The sequence below is a fragment of the Acidimicrobiia bacterium genome (genome assembly GCA_036271555.1).
Taxonomy (GTDB): domain Bacteria; phylum Actinomycetota; class Acidimicrobiia; order IMCC26256; family PALSA-610; genus DATBAK01.
The window spans coordinates 1-15002 of the sequence record DATBAK010000007.1; the positions used below are offsets into that span (position 1 = coordinate 1).

The 15002-nt window shown below is 69.9% G+C and carries 16 protein-coding genes; 7 read left to right on the top strand and 9 right to left on the bottom strand.

Translation table 11 applies throughout. From position 1 onward, the window contains the following. Positions 1-2: 2 nt before the first annotated feature. Positions 3-596: a hypothetical protein gene (locus VH914_02840; protein HEX4490118.1), complete on the bottom strand. Its 594-nt coding sequence runs from the start codon at positions 594-596 to the stop codon at positions 3-5. Between the two features lie 44 nt (positions 597-640). Next, entirely contained in the window at positions 641-913 is a 273-nt protein-coding gene (locus VH914_02845) for a DUF4242 domain-containing protein (GenBank protein ID HEX4490119.1), read from the bottom strand. Positions 914-1027: 114 nt separating this feature from the next. Between VH914_02845 and VH914_02850 the strand changes: the two genes are divergently transcribed. The 3 genes from VH914_02850 (at position 1028) to VH914_02860 (ending at position 5084) form a co-directional block, all read left to right on the top strand. Continuing rightward, positions 1028-3121 carry an alpha/beta fold hydrolase gene (locus tag VH914_02850; GenBank protein HEX4490120.1) on the top strand — a complete coding sequence of 698 codons (2094 nt, stop codon included), beginning with the start codon at positions 1028-1030 and terminating at the stop codon, positions 3119-3121. A gap of 34 nt (positions 3122-3155) precedes the next feature. Beyond that, positions 3156-4199, top strand: coding sequence for an LLM class F420-dependent oxidoreductase (locus tag VH914_02855; GenBank protein HEX4490121.1), 1044 nt, complete (start codon positions 3156-3158; stop codon positions 4197-4199). An 87-nt stretch (positions 4200-4286) separates the two neighbouring features. Beyond that, positions 4287-5084 (top strand): enoyl-CoA hydratase-related protein, encoded by a 798-nt coding sequence (locus VH914_02860; GenBank protein HEX4490122.1) that lies wholly within the window; start codon positions 4287-4289, stop codon positions 5082-5084. Here the strand turns inward: VH914_02860 and VH914_02865 are convergent. Together VH914_02865 and VH914_02870 are read right to left on the bottom strand one after the other, a co-directional pair. Then, positions 5081-5638, bottom strand: coding sequence for a histidine phosphatase family protein (locus VH914_02865; protein HEX4490123.1), 558 nt, complete (start codon positions 5636-5638; stop codon positions 5081-5083). The genes VH914_02860 and VH914_02865 overlap by 4 nt on opposite strands. Then, positions 5635-6042, bottom strand: a complete 408-nt coding sequence (locus VH914_02870; protein HEX4490124.1) for a GNAT family N-acetyltransferase — start codon at positions 6040-6042, stop codon at positions 5635-5637. Before VH914_02870 ends, VH914_02865 begins: the two co-directional genes overlap by 4 nt. Positions 6043-6071: 29 nt before the next feature. On the opposite strand from VH914_02870, the gene VH914_02875 reads away from it, so the two are divergent. After that, positions 6072-6734, top strand: a complete 663-nt coding sequence (locus VH914_02875) for a nitroreductase family protein (protein ID HEX4490125.1) — start codon at positions 6072-6074, stop codon at positions 6732-6734. A 146-nt stretch (positions 6735-6880) separates the two neighbouring features. Next, complete coding sequence (locus VH914_02880; protein HEX4490126.1) at positions 6881-7807, top strand: type IV toxin-antitoxin system AbiEi family antitoxin domain-containing protein; 927 nt, start codon at positions 6881-6883, stop codon at positions 7805-7807. Between the two features lie 46 nt (positions 7808-7853). Here the strand turns inward: VH914_02880 and VH914_02885 are convergent, their stop codons facing one another. Further along, positions 7854-9092 carry an amidohydrolase family protein gene (locus VH914_02885; protein HEX4490127.1) on the bottom strand — a complete coding sequence of 413 codons (1239 nt, stop codon included), beginning with the start codon at positions 9090-9092 and terminating at the stop codon, positions 7854-7856. A gap of 21 nt (positions 9093-9113) precedes the next feature. Beyond that, positions 9114-10313 (bottom strand): cytochrome P450, encoded by a 1200-nt coding sequence (locus tag VH914_02890; GenBank protein HEX4490128.1) that lies wholly within the window; start codon positions 10311-10313, stop codon positions 9114-9116. Positions 10314-10457: 144 nt separating this feature from the next. On the opposite strand from VH914_02890, the gene VH914_02895 reads away from it, so the two are divergent. Both VH914_02895 and VH914_02900 read left to right on the top strand, forming a co-directional pair. Beyond that, positions 10458-10952, top strand: a complete 495-nt coding sequence (locus tag VH914_02895; protein HEX4490129.1) for a nuclear transport factor 2 family protein — start codon at positions 10458-10460, stop codon at positions 10950-10952. Positions 10953-11063: 111 nt separating this feature from the next. Then, positions 11064-11480 carry a hypothetical protein gene (locus tag VH914_02900; GenBank protein ID HEX4490130.1) on the top strand — a complete coding sequence of 139 codons (417 nt, stop codon included), beginning with the start codon at positions 11064-11066 and terminating at the stop codon, positions 11478-11480. A 23-nt stretch (positions 11481-11503) separates the two neighbouring features. On the opposite strand, the gene VH914_02905 is transcribed toward VH914_02900, so the two are convergent. From VH914_02905 to VH914_02915, 3 genes are read right to left on the bottom strand one after another with little or no spacing between them, the layout of a single operon-like run. Further along, positions 11504-13051: an AMP-binding protein gene (locus VH914_02905; GenBank protein ID HEX4490131.1), complete on the bottom strand. Its 1548-nt coding sequence runs from the start codon at positions 13049-13051 to the stop codon at positions 11504-11506. Beyond that, positions 13048-13479, bottom strand: coding sequence for an OB-fold domain-containing protein (locus tag VH914_02910; protein ID HEX4490132.1), 432 nt, complete (start codon positions 13477-13479; stop codon positions 13048-13050). The genes VH914_02905 and VH914_02910 overlap by 4 nt, the downstream gene beginning before the upstream one ends. After that, complete coding sequence (locus VH914_02915) at positions 13476-14666, bottom strand: thiolase (protein HEX4490133.1); 1191 nt, start codon at positions 14664-14666, stop codon at positions 13476-13478. The genes VH914_02910 and VH914_02915 overlap by 4 nt, the downstream gene beginning before the upstream one ends. Between the last annotated feature and the right edge of the window lie 336 nt (positions 14667-15002).

A 15002-nucleotide genomic window follows, 5' to 3' on the forward strand; every position in this document is an offset into this window, starting at 1 on the left:
GATCAGGGGCACTTCACGTCGGGGTTCCAGGGGTCGAACTGCCCGCTCGGGTTGGTCTTCCAGAGCCACGCGTGCAGCGCGTAGAAGTCGGGCAGGCCGTAGCGGTTCGGCGCGGTCACGAGCATGAAGTCGTGGCCGAACAGCGCCGGCGGCTGCGCGGCCTTCCAGTCACTGGCGAGCACGATGTACTCGACGGCCGTCAGGCGCAGCCCGTTCTTGGCGTGCTCATAGAGCACGGCTTCCGGGTGCCGCGCGTCGATCTTGCCGTCGCCGACGAGCGTGCCGTTCACGTAGTGGACGCCCATGTTGCCCTCGCCCGGGGGCCCGTCGATGCAGGTGACGCCGTTCACGTCCGTGAACTGCGCGTAGCCCGCCGCCACCGCAGTGTCGACGCGGTGGAACTTTCGCGTCGCTTCGCGTACCGACTTGATCGCGTCGTGCCGCGGGCCCGAGCTCGAGGCGGCGACTGCCGTGCCCGCGGAGAGCATTCCGAGCGCGAGCACGGTCCCGGCGATCGCGAACAGCTTCGAGTGCCGGCGCTTTGTCGCGGTTCGGCGCCGCGTGGGCGGGGTGTGATCTGGCGTCGCAATGGTCATGGATTTCCTCTCTGACTGTTGAAGCACGGATGGACGGTTCGGGCTCACAGGGAGAAGTACGGGTCGAGCACGCGCACCTCGGACATCGAGTCGACGGGCAACCCGTTCGCGGTCGCGGCCCGCTCGATCGCCTCGGGGTTCGGGCCGTCGTAGATGCAGAAGGTCCGTGTGCGGTCCGTGGTCACGTAGGACGTCACCCACGTGACGCGCTCTTCCGCGTTGTTCTCGACGACGGCGAGACAGGCCTTCGCGCCGTCGGCCGTGGGCGGGACCGCCAGACCTTCGGGGAAGGTTCGCTGGACGACGTAACGGGGCATCGGTACCTCCGGTTGCGGGGCGATCGGGCGCACGACGAGCGAACCACCAGCCGGTCGGAGCGCGGTCGGGGTCGGGTGGAGCGGCGGCCGAGCGACCGCCGTAGCCTCCGGTGCGTGCGGGTCACGCTGCTCGGGCCGCTGCGAGTCGAGGACGAATCGGGTGAGGTCGTGCTCGGCGCGGCGAAGGAGCGGTCGCTGATCGCGGTGCTCGCGTTGAGCGCGGGATCGGTCGTCGGCGCCGATCGCCTCATCGACGCGTTGTGGGGCGACGCTCCGCCGGCCACCGCGCGCAAGACGCTGCAGACCTACGTGTCGAACATCCGGCGATCGCTCGGCGCCGACGCGGTCACCACCGAGGGCTCCGGTTACGCGTTGAGGGTGGCGCTCGACGACGTCGACGTCGGTCGTTTCCGGAGGCTGGTGCGCGAGGGGCAGGACGCGCTGCGGTCCGGCTCGACCGACTCGGCGCGCGGAAAGTTCGGCGAGGCGATCGCGCTCTGGCACGGCGATCCGTTCGCGGGCGTCGGTTCCCAGACCGGGCTCGCGGCCGAAGCCGTGCGGCTCCGCGAGGAGTACCTCAGCGCGCTCGAAGCGAGCCTCGCGGCCGACCTCGCGGCCGGGTGCCACGCCGAACGAATCGGCGAGCTGGAATCGCTCGTGCGCGAGCACCCGTACCGGGAGCGGTTGTGGGCGCACCTGATCGTCGCGCTCTACCGGAGCGGCCGGCAGGCCGACGCGCTCGCCGCGTACCAGCGCGCCCGTACCCGCTTGCGCGACGAGCTCGGGCTCGAGCCCGGCGGCGAGCTGCGCCGGCTCGAGCAGGCTGTGCTCGCTCACGACGCGTCGCTCGACGCGACCGCGTCGGCGGTACCTGCGCCGGCCGCGTCGACGGTGCGCGTCGAGTCGCCCGTGCTCCGGTCTCCGGTTCGGTACGCGGTCTGCCCCGACGGCGTGCACGTGGCGTACCAGATCGTCGGTGACGGCCCGATCGACGTGCTCGCCGTACCGGGCTTCGTGTCGCACCTCGACATGTGGTGGGACGCGCCGACCGATCGGCTCGTGCGGCGGCTGTCGGCGTTCTGCCGGCTCATCCTGTTCGACAAACGGGGCATGGGGCTCTCCGACCGACCCGCCGAGATCGACGCCGAACAGTGGGGTGACGACGTGCAGGCCGTGCTCGAGGCCGCCGGCTCCGAGCGTGCCGTCATCCTCGGGATCTCGGCGGGCTCGCCGACCGCGTTGGTGTTCGCAGCCGCACATCCCGAACGCACACGCGCCCTCATCCTCTGCGGCGGCTACGCGCGCGTCGTCACGGGTGACGGCTACGACCTCGGCTTCGCCCCCGACGTCATCGACGGCTTCATCACCGAGATGGAAGCGAAGTGGGGTACGAGCTTCGGACTCGACCTCTTCGCGCCGAGTCGCGCCGACGATCCCGCCGCGCAGGGCTTCTGGGCCCGGTGCCAGACGATCTCCGCGAGCCCGGCCGCCGCGGCGACGTATCTGCGCGCGCTGGCGGAGATCGACGTGCGGCACGCGCTGCCGACCATCGCGGTGCCGACGTTGATCCTGCACGCGACGCGAGATCAGAACGTGCCGGTGGAAGCGGCGCGCCTGTGCCGTGACCTCATTCCCGGCGCCGCGCTGGTCGAGCTCGACAGCGACATCCACCTGATCTGGTTGTCGGACGTCGTCGACGACATCGCCCGTGAGATCGAAGCGTTCATCGATCGGACCGTTCCGTCGGCCGACGTCGATCGCGTGCTCGCCACCGTGCTCGCGGTCGCTTCGTCACCGGTGAGCCCGCGGCGTGACGCCGAGATCGACGCGGTCGTCGAGCGTTGCCGGGGCGTGATCGTCGGAAACGGCCTCGCGACCTTCGACGGCCCGGCCCGTGCGATCCGCTGCGCGCGGGCGCTCGTGTCGGAGATCGGCTCCGACGCCACGCGACCCGGAGTCGCCGTGCACAGCGGTGAGTGCCAGCGGCTCGGCGATGCCGTCCGCGGCGTTGCCGTCGACATCGCCCGCGAGCTCGCGGGGAGCGCGGAGAGCGGCCAGGTCCTCGTGTCGCAGACGGTCCGCGACCTCGTCGTCGGCTCGACGATCGAGTTCCGCCCGCACGCGCCACGCTCCTTCCGCGGCGTGCCCGGCGAATGGGACGTCTTCGAGGTCGTGCCGCCCGGCGTGCCCGACGCGCAGCCGTCGTGAGCGTGCGCCGGAGACCTCATCTACATTCCGCGCCATGAAGCTCGGTCTCGGCCTCGACCTGTGGGCCGGCGCGGGCCTGCACGTGCCGACCGAGCAGGTGCTCGCGGCCGAGCGGCTCGGCTACGACTCGGTGTGGACGGCCGAGGCCTACGGCTCCGACGCGATCACGCCCCTCGCGTATCTCGCGGCCCAGACGCAGCACATCCGGCTCGGCACCGCGATCGTGCAGATCTCGGCGCGCACTGCCACCGCGACCGCGATGGCGACGGCAACGGTCGACGCGCTCGCGGGGGGCGGCCGCGTCATCTGCGGACTCGGCCTGTCGGGCCCGCAGGTCGTCGAGGGCTGGTACGGGCAGCCGTGGGCGCGACCCGCGGCGCGCATGCGCGACTACGTCGAGATCCTGCGCAAGGTGTGGCGGCGCGACGGGCCGATGGTGCATTCGGGTTCGGCGATCAGCGTTCCGTACGCGGGTTCGGACGCGACCGATATGGCGAAGCCGCTGCGGTCGATCCTGCACACGGAGCCGTTGCCCATCTGGATCGCCGCGGGTGGCGAGCGCATGGTCGCGCTGACCGCCGAGGTCGCCGACGGGTGGATCCCGATGGGCTTCCGTCCCGGCATGATCGAATCGACGTACCGCGCCGCGTTGGACGCGGGCTTCGCGCGGCGGTCGGGCGAACGACCGAATGGGTTCGAGATCGCGCCGTCGACGACGGTCGTGCTCACCGACGATCTGCGCAAGACCTTCGACGCGATGAAGCCGCGCACGTCGATGTACGTCGGCGGCATGGGTCATCCCGAGATGAACTTCCACAACCAGTCGATGGCGCGCGTCGGCCATCCCGAGGCTGCGGCGCGCATCCAGGAGCTGTTCCTCGCGGGTCGACGCGAGGAGGCGGCGGCCGCGGTGCCCGACGAGTTCCTCGACGACGGCGGGCTCTTCGGCTCGGAGCAACGCATCCGCGAGCGCTACGCCGCGTGGGAGTCGTCGGGCGCGACGACGTTGATCGTGCGTACCGGCTCGACGCGCGCGCTCGGGCTCATGGCGGAGTTGGCCGGGACCGGGGAGCAGTGACGTGAGCATCCAGGCGCAGACCGCAGGCTCGGAAGTCTCTTCGTCAAACGTGGATCGTCCGGATCGAGAGCCGGAGGTCGGAGCCGTATGAGCTACGAGTGCATCGTCGTCGACACGTTGGCCGACGGCGTGGCGCGCATCACGTTGAACCGGCCCGAGAAGCGCAACGCGATCAACTCACAGATGCGCACCGACCTGTTCGACGCGCTGCACGCGCACGACGAGGACGCGTCGGTGCGCGTCACCATCGTGCGCGGCGCGGGTCCGTGCTTCTCGTCGGGTTACGACCTCGGCTCCGCGCTGTGGAACGACAAGCCGTTCTGGTCGTCGGGTGGTGACGGCAAGTGGTCGCGTCACGTGAGCGAGGGCTGGTTCGGGCTGTGGGACCTCGCCAAGCCGGTCATCGCGCAGGTGCACGGCTACGCGCTCGCGGGTGGTACCGAGCTGATGGCCGCGTGCGACCTCGCGTACGTCGCGTCCGACGCGCAGATCGGTTACCCGGTCACGCGCATCATCTCGCCGCCCGACATGCAGTTCCACCCGTGGCTCGTCGGGATGCGCAACGCGATGGAGCTCCTCCTCACCGGCGATTCGATCGCGGGCGACGAAGCCGCGCGTATCGGGCTGTGCAACCGTGCCTATCCGGCTGACTCGCTGGAGCGTGAGGTGCTCGCGGTCGCCGAGAAGGTCGCGAGGGTCGAGTCGGACCTTCAGCAGCTCAACAAGCGTTCCGTGCACCGCGCGATGGACATCATGGGTGTGCGGGCTGCGATCCGCGCCGGTTCCGAGCTTCAAGCGCTCGCGTCGCACCAGGCGTCGGTCGAGGCGCAGCTCGCGCACGCGCTGTCGAACATGAAGGGCGCGGTCGACAAGCCTGCGGGTTAGTCGCGTGCGCGGTCGACGGCGCGCACGCGTGGCGTCTGGAGCTGATACTTCCAACCCTGACGCCACTCGAAGTCGATCGTCACGAGCTCCTCGAGCGCGACGCCGTGCGTGTAGTGCTCGAGCGCCCAACGCGTCGCGACGTGACCGATGATGAGCACACTGCCGCCGTCCCACCGCAAGGCGAGGTCGTCGAGCGCCCGACCGACCCGTTCGATCGCCTCGCGCCAGGTCTCGCCGCGCGGGTAGGGCCGATCGAGGAACGGGGCGCGCTCGCGGTGCGCGGTGCCGTTCATCTCGCCGAAGTCGCACTCGCGGAGTCGCCAGTCGTGGAGGATCGGCTTCGCGGTCGCGCCGAACGCGATCTCCGCGGTCTCGACCGCGCGCCGGAGATCGGAGCAGAACACCGCGCTGAAGCTCTCGTTGCGGCGACGTTCACCGAGCAGCCGCGCGAGCTCGCGGCCCTTCTCCGACAAGCGGCTGTGGTTCCAGCCCGACGCGAGCCCGGCCTCGTTGTCCTCGCTGATCGAGTGGGTCTCGAAGATGATGTCGATCATCGGAGGGCGATCAGTCCCGCGTTCGTCGGCGTGAAGCCGCAGGCGTCGAAGTAGAACGGACGCAGGTGTTCGTCGAAATCGACGTGCAGCCATTCGCAGCCCGCGGCGGTTGCATGGGCGCGCGCTTCGTGCACGAGTCGCGTGCCGATGTCGTTGCCGCGCGCGCTCGTCGCGACCATGACGTCCTGGATCCACGCGTGCACGAGACCGTCCCAGAGCACGTTCACGAAGCCGACGAGTGTGTTGTCGTCGGCGCGCGCGACGACCCAGCCGAGACTGTGCGCGTGTGCGATCGCGACCCAGTTCCAATCGTCGGACGAGAAGACGCGGGTGTCGAACGCCTCGGCGTGCAGTGCGTTGGCCTCGTCGTTGTCGAACTCACCGCGCCACTCGTACGTGACCACGGCGCCGACACTATGCGAGGCTGCCGCGCATGGACGTCTACGAAGCTCTCTATACGACTCGTGCGATGCGGCGTTGCCGGCCCGACAAGATCCCGATGGAAGTGCAGGAGCGCATCCTCGATGCGGCGGTGCGCGCACCGAGCGGGGGCAACACGCAGAACTGGCGTTTCATGCTCGTCGACGACGAGGGTGTGCTCTCGCAGCTCGGGCCGATCTACCGCGAATGCCTCGACTTGCTCTGGAAGACGATCTACAAGGAGCGCCTCGAAGCGGCGCTCGCCGCGCCCGACGATCCGGAATCGCAGCAGATGCTCCGCATCCAGCGATCGGCGCAGCATCTCGCCAACCACTTCGAGGAGTACCCGCTCCTTCTCTTCTCGTTCGTGCAGTACGACCCGACCGGCGGCTCGATCTTCCCGGCGACGTGGTCGGCGATGCTCGCGGCGCGGGCCGAGGGTGTCGGCTCGTCGCTCACGTCGGTCTTCATGTTCCAGATCGACACGGTGCTCGAGATCCTCGGCGTGCCGAAGGACGAGGGCTGGTTGTTCTCGAGCTGCGTGACGATGGGCTATCCGACGGGGCGCTGGGGCGTCGCGCCGCGCACGCCCGTGCACGAGGTCACCTACCGCAACCACTGGGGCGCACCCGTCGGCTTCACCATCGACGAGCCCCTGTGGCCCCCCGCCCGTTGAGTGGTACTGCGTTATCGGCGTATCGCCGAGGAACGCAGTACCACTGAGAGCACCGAGCAGCGGGAAGGGTTGAGCGCGGGTGTGGCGCGCGCGAGGCTCGCGGCAACTTCCTCCGTCGTCGTTTCGACGATTCGGAGGAGCACCGAGTGGCGGCGAAGGCGGACCGGTTCCGGCGGCTGCGCCGGGTCGCGCAACGACGTGACCAGCGCGGATACTTCACGACCGAGCAGGCGTGCGCGGCCGGTGTCACGCCGGATGAGCTCACGCTGCTCGTCACGCGCGGCGTGATCGAGCGTGAGGCGCGGGGTCTGTATCGATTCGTCGTGTCGACCGTGCCGACCTGGAAGGACCAGCTCGCCGGCGAGCTGCTGCGTACGGGCGGCAACGCGAGCGGCTTGTCTGCGGCGGCTCTGTACGGGCTCGCGGCCCCGCCGGCGCGTCCGTCGGTCATCGTGGCGCGCGGTTCCCGGCACGCCGTTCCGGGTCACCACACCACTCGGGAGTTGCACGAGGAGGAGTGCGAACGCGTCGACGGCTTGCAGACACTCGGCCCGACCCGCATGGTGCTCGATGTGGTTCATCGCATGTCGCGGGCGCGCGGCCGTGCGTTGATCGAGAGCGCGATCGTACGCGGGCTCGTCGATCCCGACGCCCTGCGGAAGCGCGCGCTGGAGCTGTCGAACCGGAAGCGTCCGGGCTGCGCGATCACGATCCAGCTGCTCGACGATCTGCACCCGGAGCTCACGCGGTCACGCAACGAGTGGGAAGCCTTGGTCGTGAGGCGCGCCACCGCGCTCGGGCTGCCGCGTCCGGAGCTCGAGCACGACGTCGTCATCGGTGGCCGGCGGTACATCCTCGATGCCGCGTGGTCGCGGTGGCTCGTGACGCTCGAGTTCGACGGCCGCGATCCGCACATGCGCAAGGCGGTGCACGACAATGACTCGGTTCGGCGCAATGACCTCACCGCGGCGGGTTGGCTGCGGTTCAGCATCACCGCCGGCGCGCTGCAGCAGGGCGACGACCGCGTCTTCCATCAGGTCGCAGCCGCGATCGCGCAACGTTCCCGGGCTTAGTGGTACTGCGCTATCGGCATATCGTCGAGGAACGCAGTACCACTAACTAGCGGAGGCCGGCGGCGTGGGGGGAGTCGGGCGGGGGGAGGGGGTGGCGGAAGAGCGCGGCCGCGTTCGCGTGGCTGATCTTGGCGATCTCGTCGGCGGGGAGTGAGCCGTAGAACCGGTCGAACACGGCCTGGCTGTCGGGCCAGGTGCCGTCGCCGTGCGGGTAGTCGGTCTCGAACATGATGTGGTCGATCCCGACGGTGTGGCGCGTCGACAACGTCGACGGGTCGTCGATCGTGCAGAACCAGAAGTTGCGGTGCAGCACCTCGGCCGGGCGCAGCTCCTTCGACTGGAAGTACTGCCCGTACCCCGAACGGTCGACGATGTTCTCGAGCCGGTCGTGCAGCATCGCGACCCAACCGATCCCGCCCTCTGACATCGCGATCTTCAGATCGGGATGCTTCACCGGGTAACCCGACCACAGCCATTCCGCGCACGCGGCCAGCGAGAGCTGTCCGAACAACGTCGCGCCGAGCGGTACGTAGGGCGCGCCCGCGGGCATGTCGGCGACGCCGGTCGAACCGACGTGCAGGCAGACGACCGTGTCGGTCTCCGCGCACGCGGCGATGATCGGGTCCCACCACTTCGAGAAGATGGGCTCCATCCCGATGCGGTGGGGCTGCTCGGGCAGCGTGACGCCGGTGAAGCCGCGCGCCGCGTTGCGACGGATCTCGGCGGCCGCCAGCTCCGCGTCGCCCAGGAACGTGATGCCCATCGGCACGATGCGCTCGGGATAGCGCGAGTACCACTCGTCGTAGAACCAGTCGTTCCACGCACGCGTCACCGCGAGGCCGAGCTCGGGATCGGAACAGCGCGAGAACACCGCGCCGCAGAAACCGGTGATCTGCGACGGGAAGTTCACCGACGCCCACACGCCGTTGATGTCCATGTCGCGGATGCGCGCATCGATGTCGTAACAGCCGGGACGCATGTCCTCGAAGCGCGTCGGCTCGACGAGCCAGTCCTCGCGCGGACGACCGACGACCGCGTTGAGCCCGACTTGGAAGAAGACCCGCCCGTCGAACTGCCAGACCTCGTGACCCTCTTCGGTCTCGACGACGCGCGGCGCGCGATCGGCGAAGGAAGCCGCGAGCCTCCCGTCGAACATGCCCGGCGGCTCGACGAGGTGGTCGTCGACCGAGATGATCGTGTACGCGATCGGGCGGGGCTCGGGATCGGGGAGGAGCGCGTGCGCCTCGGTCCGACGCCAGTTGAGCTTGATCGCGTCGGACGCCACGGACGCGACGCTACCGAAAGGTCAGCCGAAGCGCAGGGGCGCGGCGCGCACGCCCGCGATGATGCCCGACGGCGTCCGTTCGAGGTCGCCCGCGGGCTCGACGGTGGTGAAGCGGTCGAGCAGGGCGTCGAGCAGCGCGCGCCCCTCGAGCCGGGCCAACGCCGCGCCGATGCAGAAATGCGCCCCGAACCCGAACGCGACGTGGTGGTTCGGGTCTCGGCCGACGTCGAAGCGGTCGGCGGTCGGTCCGAACTCGTCCTCGTCGCGGTTCGCCGACGCGTAGAGCAGCAGCAGCGGATCACCGGCCTTCACCGCAGTGCCACCGACGTCGGTGTCGACGGTTGCGGTGCGCATGAACGCGATCACCGCGGTCGTCCAGCGCAGCCATTCCTCGACCGCCGTCGGCACGAGCGCGCGAGAAGCGACGAGCCGCTGCCACTGGTCGGGGTTCGTCGCGAGCGCCCACATCCCGCCCGACACCATGTTGCGCGTCGTCTCGTTCCCCGCGACGAGCAACTGGTTGAGGAACATGACGAGCTCGGCGTCGGTCAGGTGCTCACCGTCGATCTCGACGTTCGCGAGCACCGAGATCAGATCGTCGTGCGGGTCGCCTCGGCGCGAGCGCGTCATGTCGAGCAGGTACTCGTGCATCTCGTTCATGAGCCGCGCGCGCTCTTCGTCGGTCAACGGTGCCGCGCCGGGGATCGATGCTTCCGACCAGTCGAAGAACTTGCGCCACTCGTCGCGCGGCACACCGAGCAGATCACTGATGATCATCAGCGGGAACGGAACGGAAACGGCCGAGACGAAGTCGACGGCCTCTCCCGCAACCAGCGCGTCGACCAACCCGCGCGCGCGTGCGCGCACCGCGGGCTCCAAGGCGCGGATCACCGAGGGCGCGAAGCCGGGTTGCACGAGCTTGCGATAGCGCGTGTGCTCGGGCGGATCGGTGTGCATCATCGTCGGCGGGGTGGGGTACTCGACGCCGATCTCGAAGGTGAGGATGCCGCGGCGCGAGCAGAACCGCTCCGAGTCCTTCGACACCGCGACGACGTCGGCGTGGCGGCTCACCGCCCAATAGCCCAGACGCGAGTTCCACGCGACAGGCGCCTCGCGGCGGAGCCGCGCGTACACGGGGAACGGGTCGCCCGCGTAGAGCGACTCGTCGTCGAGCCGTTGCACGACCTCGTCGATGCTGCCCTGCGCCATCGTGTCGGTCATCGACGCGAAAGTAGCCTGCGCCTGCTGGTCGCACTCGCTGTGCTCGCCGCTCCCGACGCCTCAGCCGCCGAGGCGTGCGGTCCGCGAGGCGACCCGCACGGTTCCGGATGGAACGACGTTTCGGCCTGGGCCTAGCCTCGGCGCATGACGCCTGAGGACCTGGTCGAGATGGAGCTCATCAAGCGGTTGAAGTACGCGTACATGCGCTGCATCGACCAGAAGCTGTGGGACGAGCTGCGCACGCTCTTCGTCGACGACGCGGTCGTCGCGTACAGCAACGGCGCCTACACGCACGAGGGCGCGGACAACATCGTCGAGTGGCTGCGCTCGAGCATGGGCGCCGAGACCTTTCACTCGAGCCACCGCATCCACCACCCGGAGATCGAGCTCACGAGCCCGACGACCGCGACCGGCGTCTGGGCGCTCGAGGACACGGTGATCGACACCGCCTGGAACATCACGATCCGCGGCGCGGCCTTCTATACCGACGAGTACGTCAAGGCGGGCGGGCTCTGGAAGTTCAAGTTCACCGGTTACAAGCGTTCGTTCGAGGAGCTCCAGCCGCGCGGCGACCTCGGCGGGCTCCGGCTCACCGCGAGCTGGTGGGCGACCGACGGCCGCAGCGAGCTGCCGGCGTAGCGCCGCCTATTGCACGCGTGACGGAGTTCGCTCGCTACCGTTACGGGCCGAATGAGCAAGGGTGGGGACGCGAGGGCGGCGACGAAGCCACGGAAGCCCAGGCGGCGACGGTTGTCCCGTCGTCGCTTCTGGCGGCGCGTCGCGTGGAGCGTCCTGCTCGCCGCGCTGCTGCTCATCGGGATCCGTCCCGCCGCGCACACGCTCCATCATCTGACGACCTCGCACCGGTCGCGCGTGACGATGGACTGGGACGTCGTGCGCATCTCGAGCGACCGCCGTGCGGTGGTGATCCGCGTCGACGAGTGCGGCTTCGACTACTCGGGCACGCAGGTCGCGCGCGTCGGCGCGGACGTGCGCCTCACCGTGTCGACGCGCACCGACGAGAGTGACGACGACACGTTGACGTGCGGTCGGTTCGACGAGATGCCGATGCACGTCGTGCACCTCGGCTTCGCGTTGCCGGCGTCCGGGCGCGTGCTCGCGAGCGGTTGCCCGAAGCTCGAGTGTGGTGACGACGGCGCGACGTAGGCGCCGCGTCCGCGCCGCGCGGCTCACGCGCTGCGCGTCGTCCCGCCCGGGTACCCACCGCCGCCGAAGTGCGCGTCGAGCGCGTCGTAGTCGACTGCGAAGCCGGCGCGCGGCAGCGCGTCGACGAATTCGACCGCGCGTGGCTTCTTGTACGACGCGATGCGCGTGCGGCAGTGCTCGATGAGCTCATCGGCGGAGGCGCGCTCGCCGTCGCGCAGCACGACGATCGCGGTGACGCTCTGTACCCAGCGCTCGTCGGGCACACCGATGATCGCGGCGTCGGCGACCGCGGGATGCGTACGCAGCGCGCCCTCGACCTCGGCCGGATAGATGTTCTCGGCCGCGGACTTGAGCATGCGCGTCTTCGGTCCGATGAACGAGAACGAGCCGTCGGGCTCGTACCGACCGAGATCGTTCGTGTGGTGCCAACCGCGTCGCGACCGCTCCGCGTTGAGCTCCGGTCGGTTCCAGTAGCCGTTCATCACGGTGAGGCCCCGCAGCGCGATCTCGCCGACCTCGCCGGCCGGAAGCTCCTCGTCGCCGGGGCCGACGACGCGCAGCTCGACGAGGGGCGACGGGCGGCCGTGCGTGCCGATGGCGTCCGGCGCGAGCAGGTTGAACGTCGCCATGCCCATCACCTCGCTCTGCCCGTAACCGCCCGCGTTGCGGCCCCAGACCGACCGATCGGGCTGCACCATCGCGTCGAACTCCGGTCGGCCGCGCAGACCGCGGAACGACGACAGGTCGTAGCGGCCGTCGGCGTTCGCCTCGACGATCGCGTCGACCATCGGCCCGACGACGAACCCTCCGGTGCAGTGCTCGCGCGCGATCGCCTCGCAGACCACATCGCCGTCGCTGCGACGGATGAACACGTTCGTGCCGCCCGCGACGAAGGTCGAGAGGTTCGGCATGAACGTGCCGATGTGGAACAACGGGCCCGAGTTGAGGAACACGTAGTCGCCGTCGATGCCCGACCACGGTGCCATCAGCAGCGACTGCGCGATGAGCGCGCGGTTGCTCAGCATCGCCGCGTTCGGCCGTCCGCCGAAGGCGGCGGTGTAGACGAAGAGCACCGCGGTGTCGCCGTCGACGTCTGCTGTGTCGGCATCGACGGGTGCGCCGCCCGCGAGGTACGCCTCGTACGGGTCGTCGGCGTCGTCGTGCACGATCCAGCGTGGGTCGGCACCACGCTGCGATGCGGCGCGTCCGGCCGCGATCGTCTCACCGATCTCCTCGCGTTGCGCGAACACGACGCGCGGCGTGAGGTCGTCGATCACGAACGCGAGCTCGGCGGGCGTCTGGCGCCAGTTCGCGGGACAGAAGCCCGCGCCGAGCACCGAGCACGCGAGCAGCAGCTCCTGGAGGCGGAACGAGTTCTGACCCAGCCACAGCACGCGCTCGCCGGACCCGACGCCGTCGGCCGCGAGCGCGCCCGCGAGTCGCGCGACGCGGGCCGCCAGCTCCGGCCAGGTCAACCGCACCGCGCCGTCGGCGAAGGCGATGCGATCGGGACGCGACCGCGCGTGACCGTGCATCACGCCGGCGAGCGTGAGTCGAGAGGTCGCGGTCATACCAGCCGGAAGCAGGGGATCGTCGTGCCCTCGCGCACGTCGTACCAGACGAGCTCCGCGGGCTTGCCGATCGCGACCGCGTCGAGGTCGGTGTCGACGATGCTCGCGACCAGCCGCACCCCACCCGTGCCCGGCAGCTCGACGACCCCCGCGATCAGCGGCAGCGCGTCGGCGACGTCGGGGATCACCGCATGACGAATGATCGTGAACGAGTAGAGCGTGCCCGTGCCGTCGTGCTCGACCCACTCGACGGCCTGCGCGCGGCAATGGAAGCAGAACGCCGACGGCGGGAAGCGGTACGTGCCGCAGCTCGTGCAGCGGGGAAGCGTGAGCCGGTGCTCCGCGGTCGCGAGCCAGAACGGCTCGGTGAACACGTTCGGCGCGAGCCACACGACATCGGGCGGCAGCACGCCGCGCGGCGCGCTCACCGGTCGCTCCGCAACAGGAGCGAGCTCGTCGGGATCGACGCCGGGCCTCCGGTCGCGAGCGCGACCGTGGCCCCTTCGACCTGGTTCACCGCGGTTCCCCGTATCTGCTCGACGGCTTCCTTCACGTGCGTCATGCCGATGATGTAGGCCTCCGACAGGTTGCCGCCGTGCGTGTTCACGGGCAGCGAGCCGTTCGGCCAGCGGATGTTGCCGTCGGCGACGAACGCGCCGCCCTCGCCGATGCCGCAGAAGCCGTAGTCCTCGAGCTGCATGATCACCATCGGCGTGAAATGGTCGTACAGCAACGCGACGTCGACCGCGTCGGGCCCGACGCCGGCCATCTCCCACAGCCGCTTCGCGACATCGCGATGGCCCGACGACGCGAAGTACTCGTCGGGCATGCCCATCCAAGTGATCGCCTGACCCCAGCGCCCCGCACCGCCGTGCGCGCTCGCCATCACCACCGCGGGCGGATGCCGAAGGTCGCGCGCGCGCTCGATCGACGTCGTCACCACGGCGACGGCGCCGTCGCACTCGAGGCAGAAGTCGTAGAGACAGAGGGGGTCGGAGATCATGCGCGCGTCGAAGTATCGGTCGAGCGTGAGCTCGTCGCGCATCAGCGCGGTCTCGCGCCGGCGCGCGTTCTCGCGCGTCGAGATCGCGACCTCCGCGAAGTGCTCGCGCGTCGTGCCGTACAGATGCATTTGCCGCTGTGCGAGCACCGCGAACATCTGGCCCGGACCCATGAGCCCCGACGGCTGGATGAAGTTGCCCTCGGGCGACGGCGGTGCCGAATAGGTCGCGCCGGGTGTGCCACGGGGCGCGAACGACGCACCGAAACGCGACGCGGCCTGCTGCAGCGTCATGACGCTGACGACGCAGTCGGCCATCCCCGCGACGATCGCGGCCGACGCGAGGCCCACCGAACCCGCCGCGCCGCCCCCGCCGCCCGTGAGCTGCGCGGTGAACTTCACGTCGGGCACGCCCAGCCACTGCGCGAACAGCGACGTGTCGAAGCCCATGCTGTAGAGCGCGAAGCCGTCGAGGTCGTCGACGGTGAGGCCCGCGTCCTCGAGCGCCGCGATCGTCGCCTTGCCCGCGAGCTCCATCGCGGTCTGCGGTACCGACCGTCCTCGCCGGTAGTAGGGCGTCGCACCCACTCCGACGACCGCGGTTCTGTCTTTCATGGTGTGGGTCACGCTGCGGCTCTCACTGTCTCGGCAAGGGTGCGTTCTCGCTCACTCGTTCACGATCGCTTCGGCTCCGCCTCGCGATCGCTTCTTCGTTCGCCGGCGAGCTCGTGGCGCGCCGCCCTCCGGGCCGCTCCGCTCGCCGCGTGGGAGTGAGTCGTTCATGCCGCGACGTGGGCCTTCGAGAGATCCACGCGGTAGAGCCTCGCCGCGTTCGTGCACGCGACCATCTCGCGCTCCGGCTCCGACAGGTCGGCGAAGATGCGCGCGACCACTGCCTGCGACTCCGGGAACGTGCCTTCCGGGTGCGGATAGTCGGAGGCCCACAGCAGC

Bases quoted from the DNA above. Each gene is read 5' to 3' on its own strand.
- VH914_02840 (HEX4490118.1), bottom strand. From the start codon at position 596: ATGACCATTGCGACGCCAGATCACACCCCGCCCACGCGGCGCCGAACC.
- VH914_02845 (HEX4490119.1), bottom strand. From the start codon at position 913: ATGCCCCGTTACGTCGTCCAGCGAACCTTCCCCGAAGGTCTGGCGGTC.
- VH914_02855 (HEX4490121.1), top strand. From the start codon at position 3,156: ATGAAGCTCGGTCTCGGCCTCGACCTGTGGGCCGGCGCGGGCCTGCAC.
- VH914_02860 (HEX4490122.1), top strand. From the start codon at position 4,287: ATGAGCTACGAGTGCATCGTCGTCGACACGTTGGCCGACGGCGTGGCG.
- VH914_02865 (HEX4490123.1), bottom strand. From the start codon at position 5,638: ATGATCGACATCATCTTCGAGACCCACTCGATCAGCGAGGACAACGAG.
- VH914_02875 (HEX4490125.1), top strand. From the start codon at position 6,072: ATGGACGTCTACGAAGCTCTCTATACGACTCGTGCGATGCGGCGTTGC.
- VH914_02890 (HEX4490128.1), bottom strand. From the start codon at position 10,313: ATGACCGACACGATGGCGCAGGGCAGCATCGACGAGGTCGTGCAACGG.
- VH914_02895 (HEX4490129.1), top strand. From the start codon at position 10,458: ATGACGCCTGAGGACCTGGTCGAGATGGAGCTCATCAAGCGGTTGAAG.
- VH914_02905 (HEX4490131.1), bottom strand. From the start codon at position 13,051: ATGACCGCGACCTCTCGACTCACGCTCGCCGGCGTGATGCACGGTCAC.
- VH914_02915 (HEX4490133.1), bottom strand. From the start codon at position 14,666: ATGAAAGACAGAACCGCGGTCGTCGGAGTGGGTGCGACGCCCTACTAC.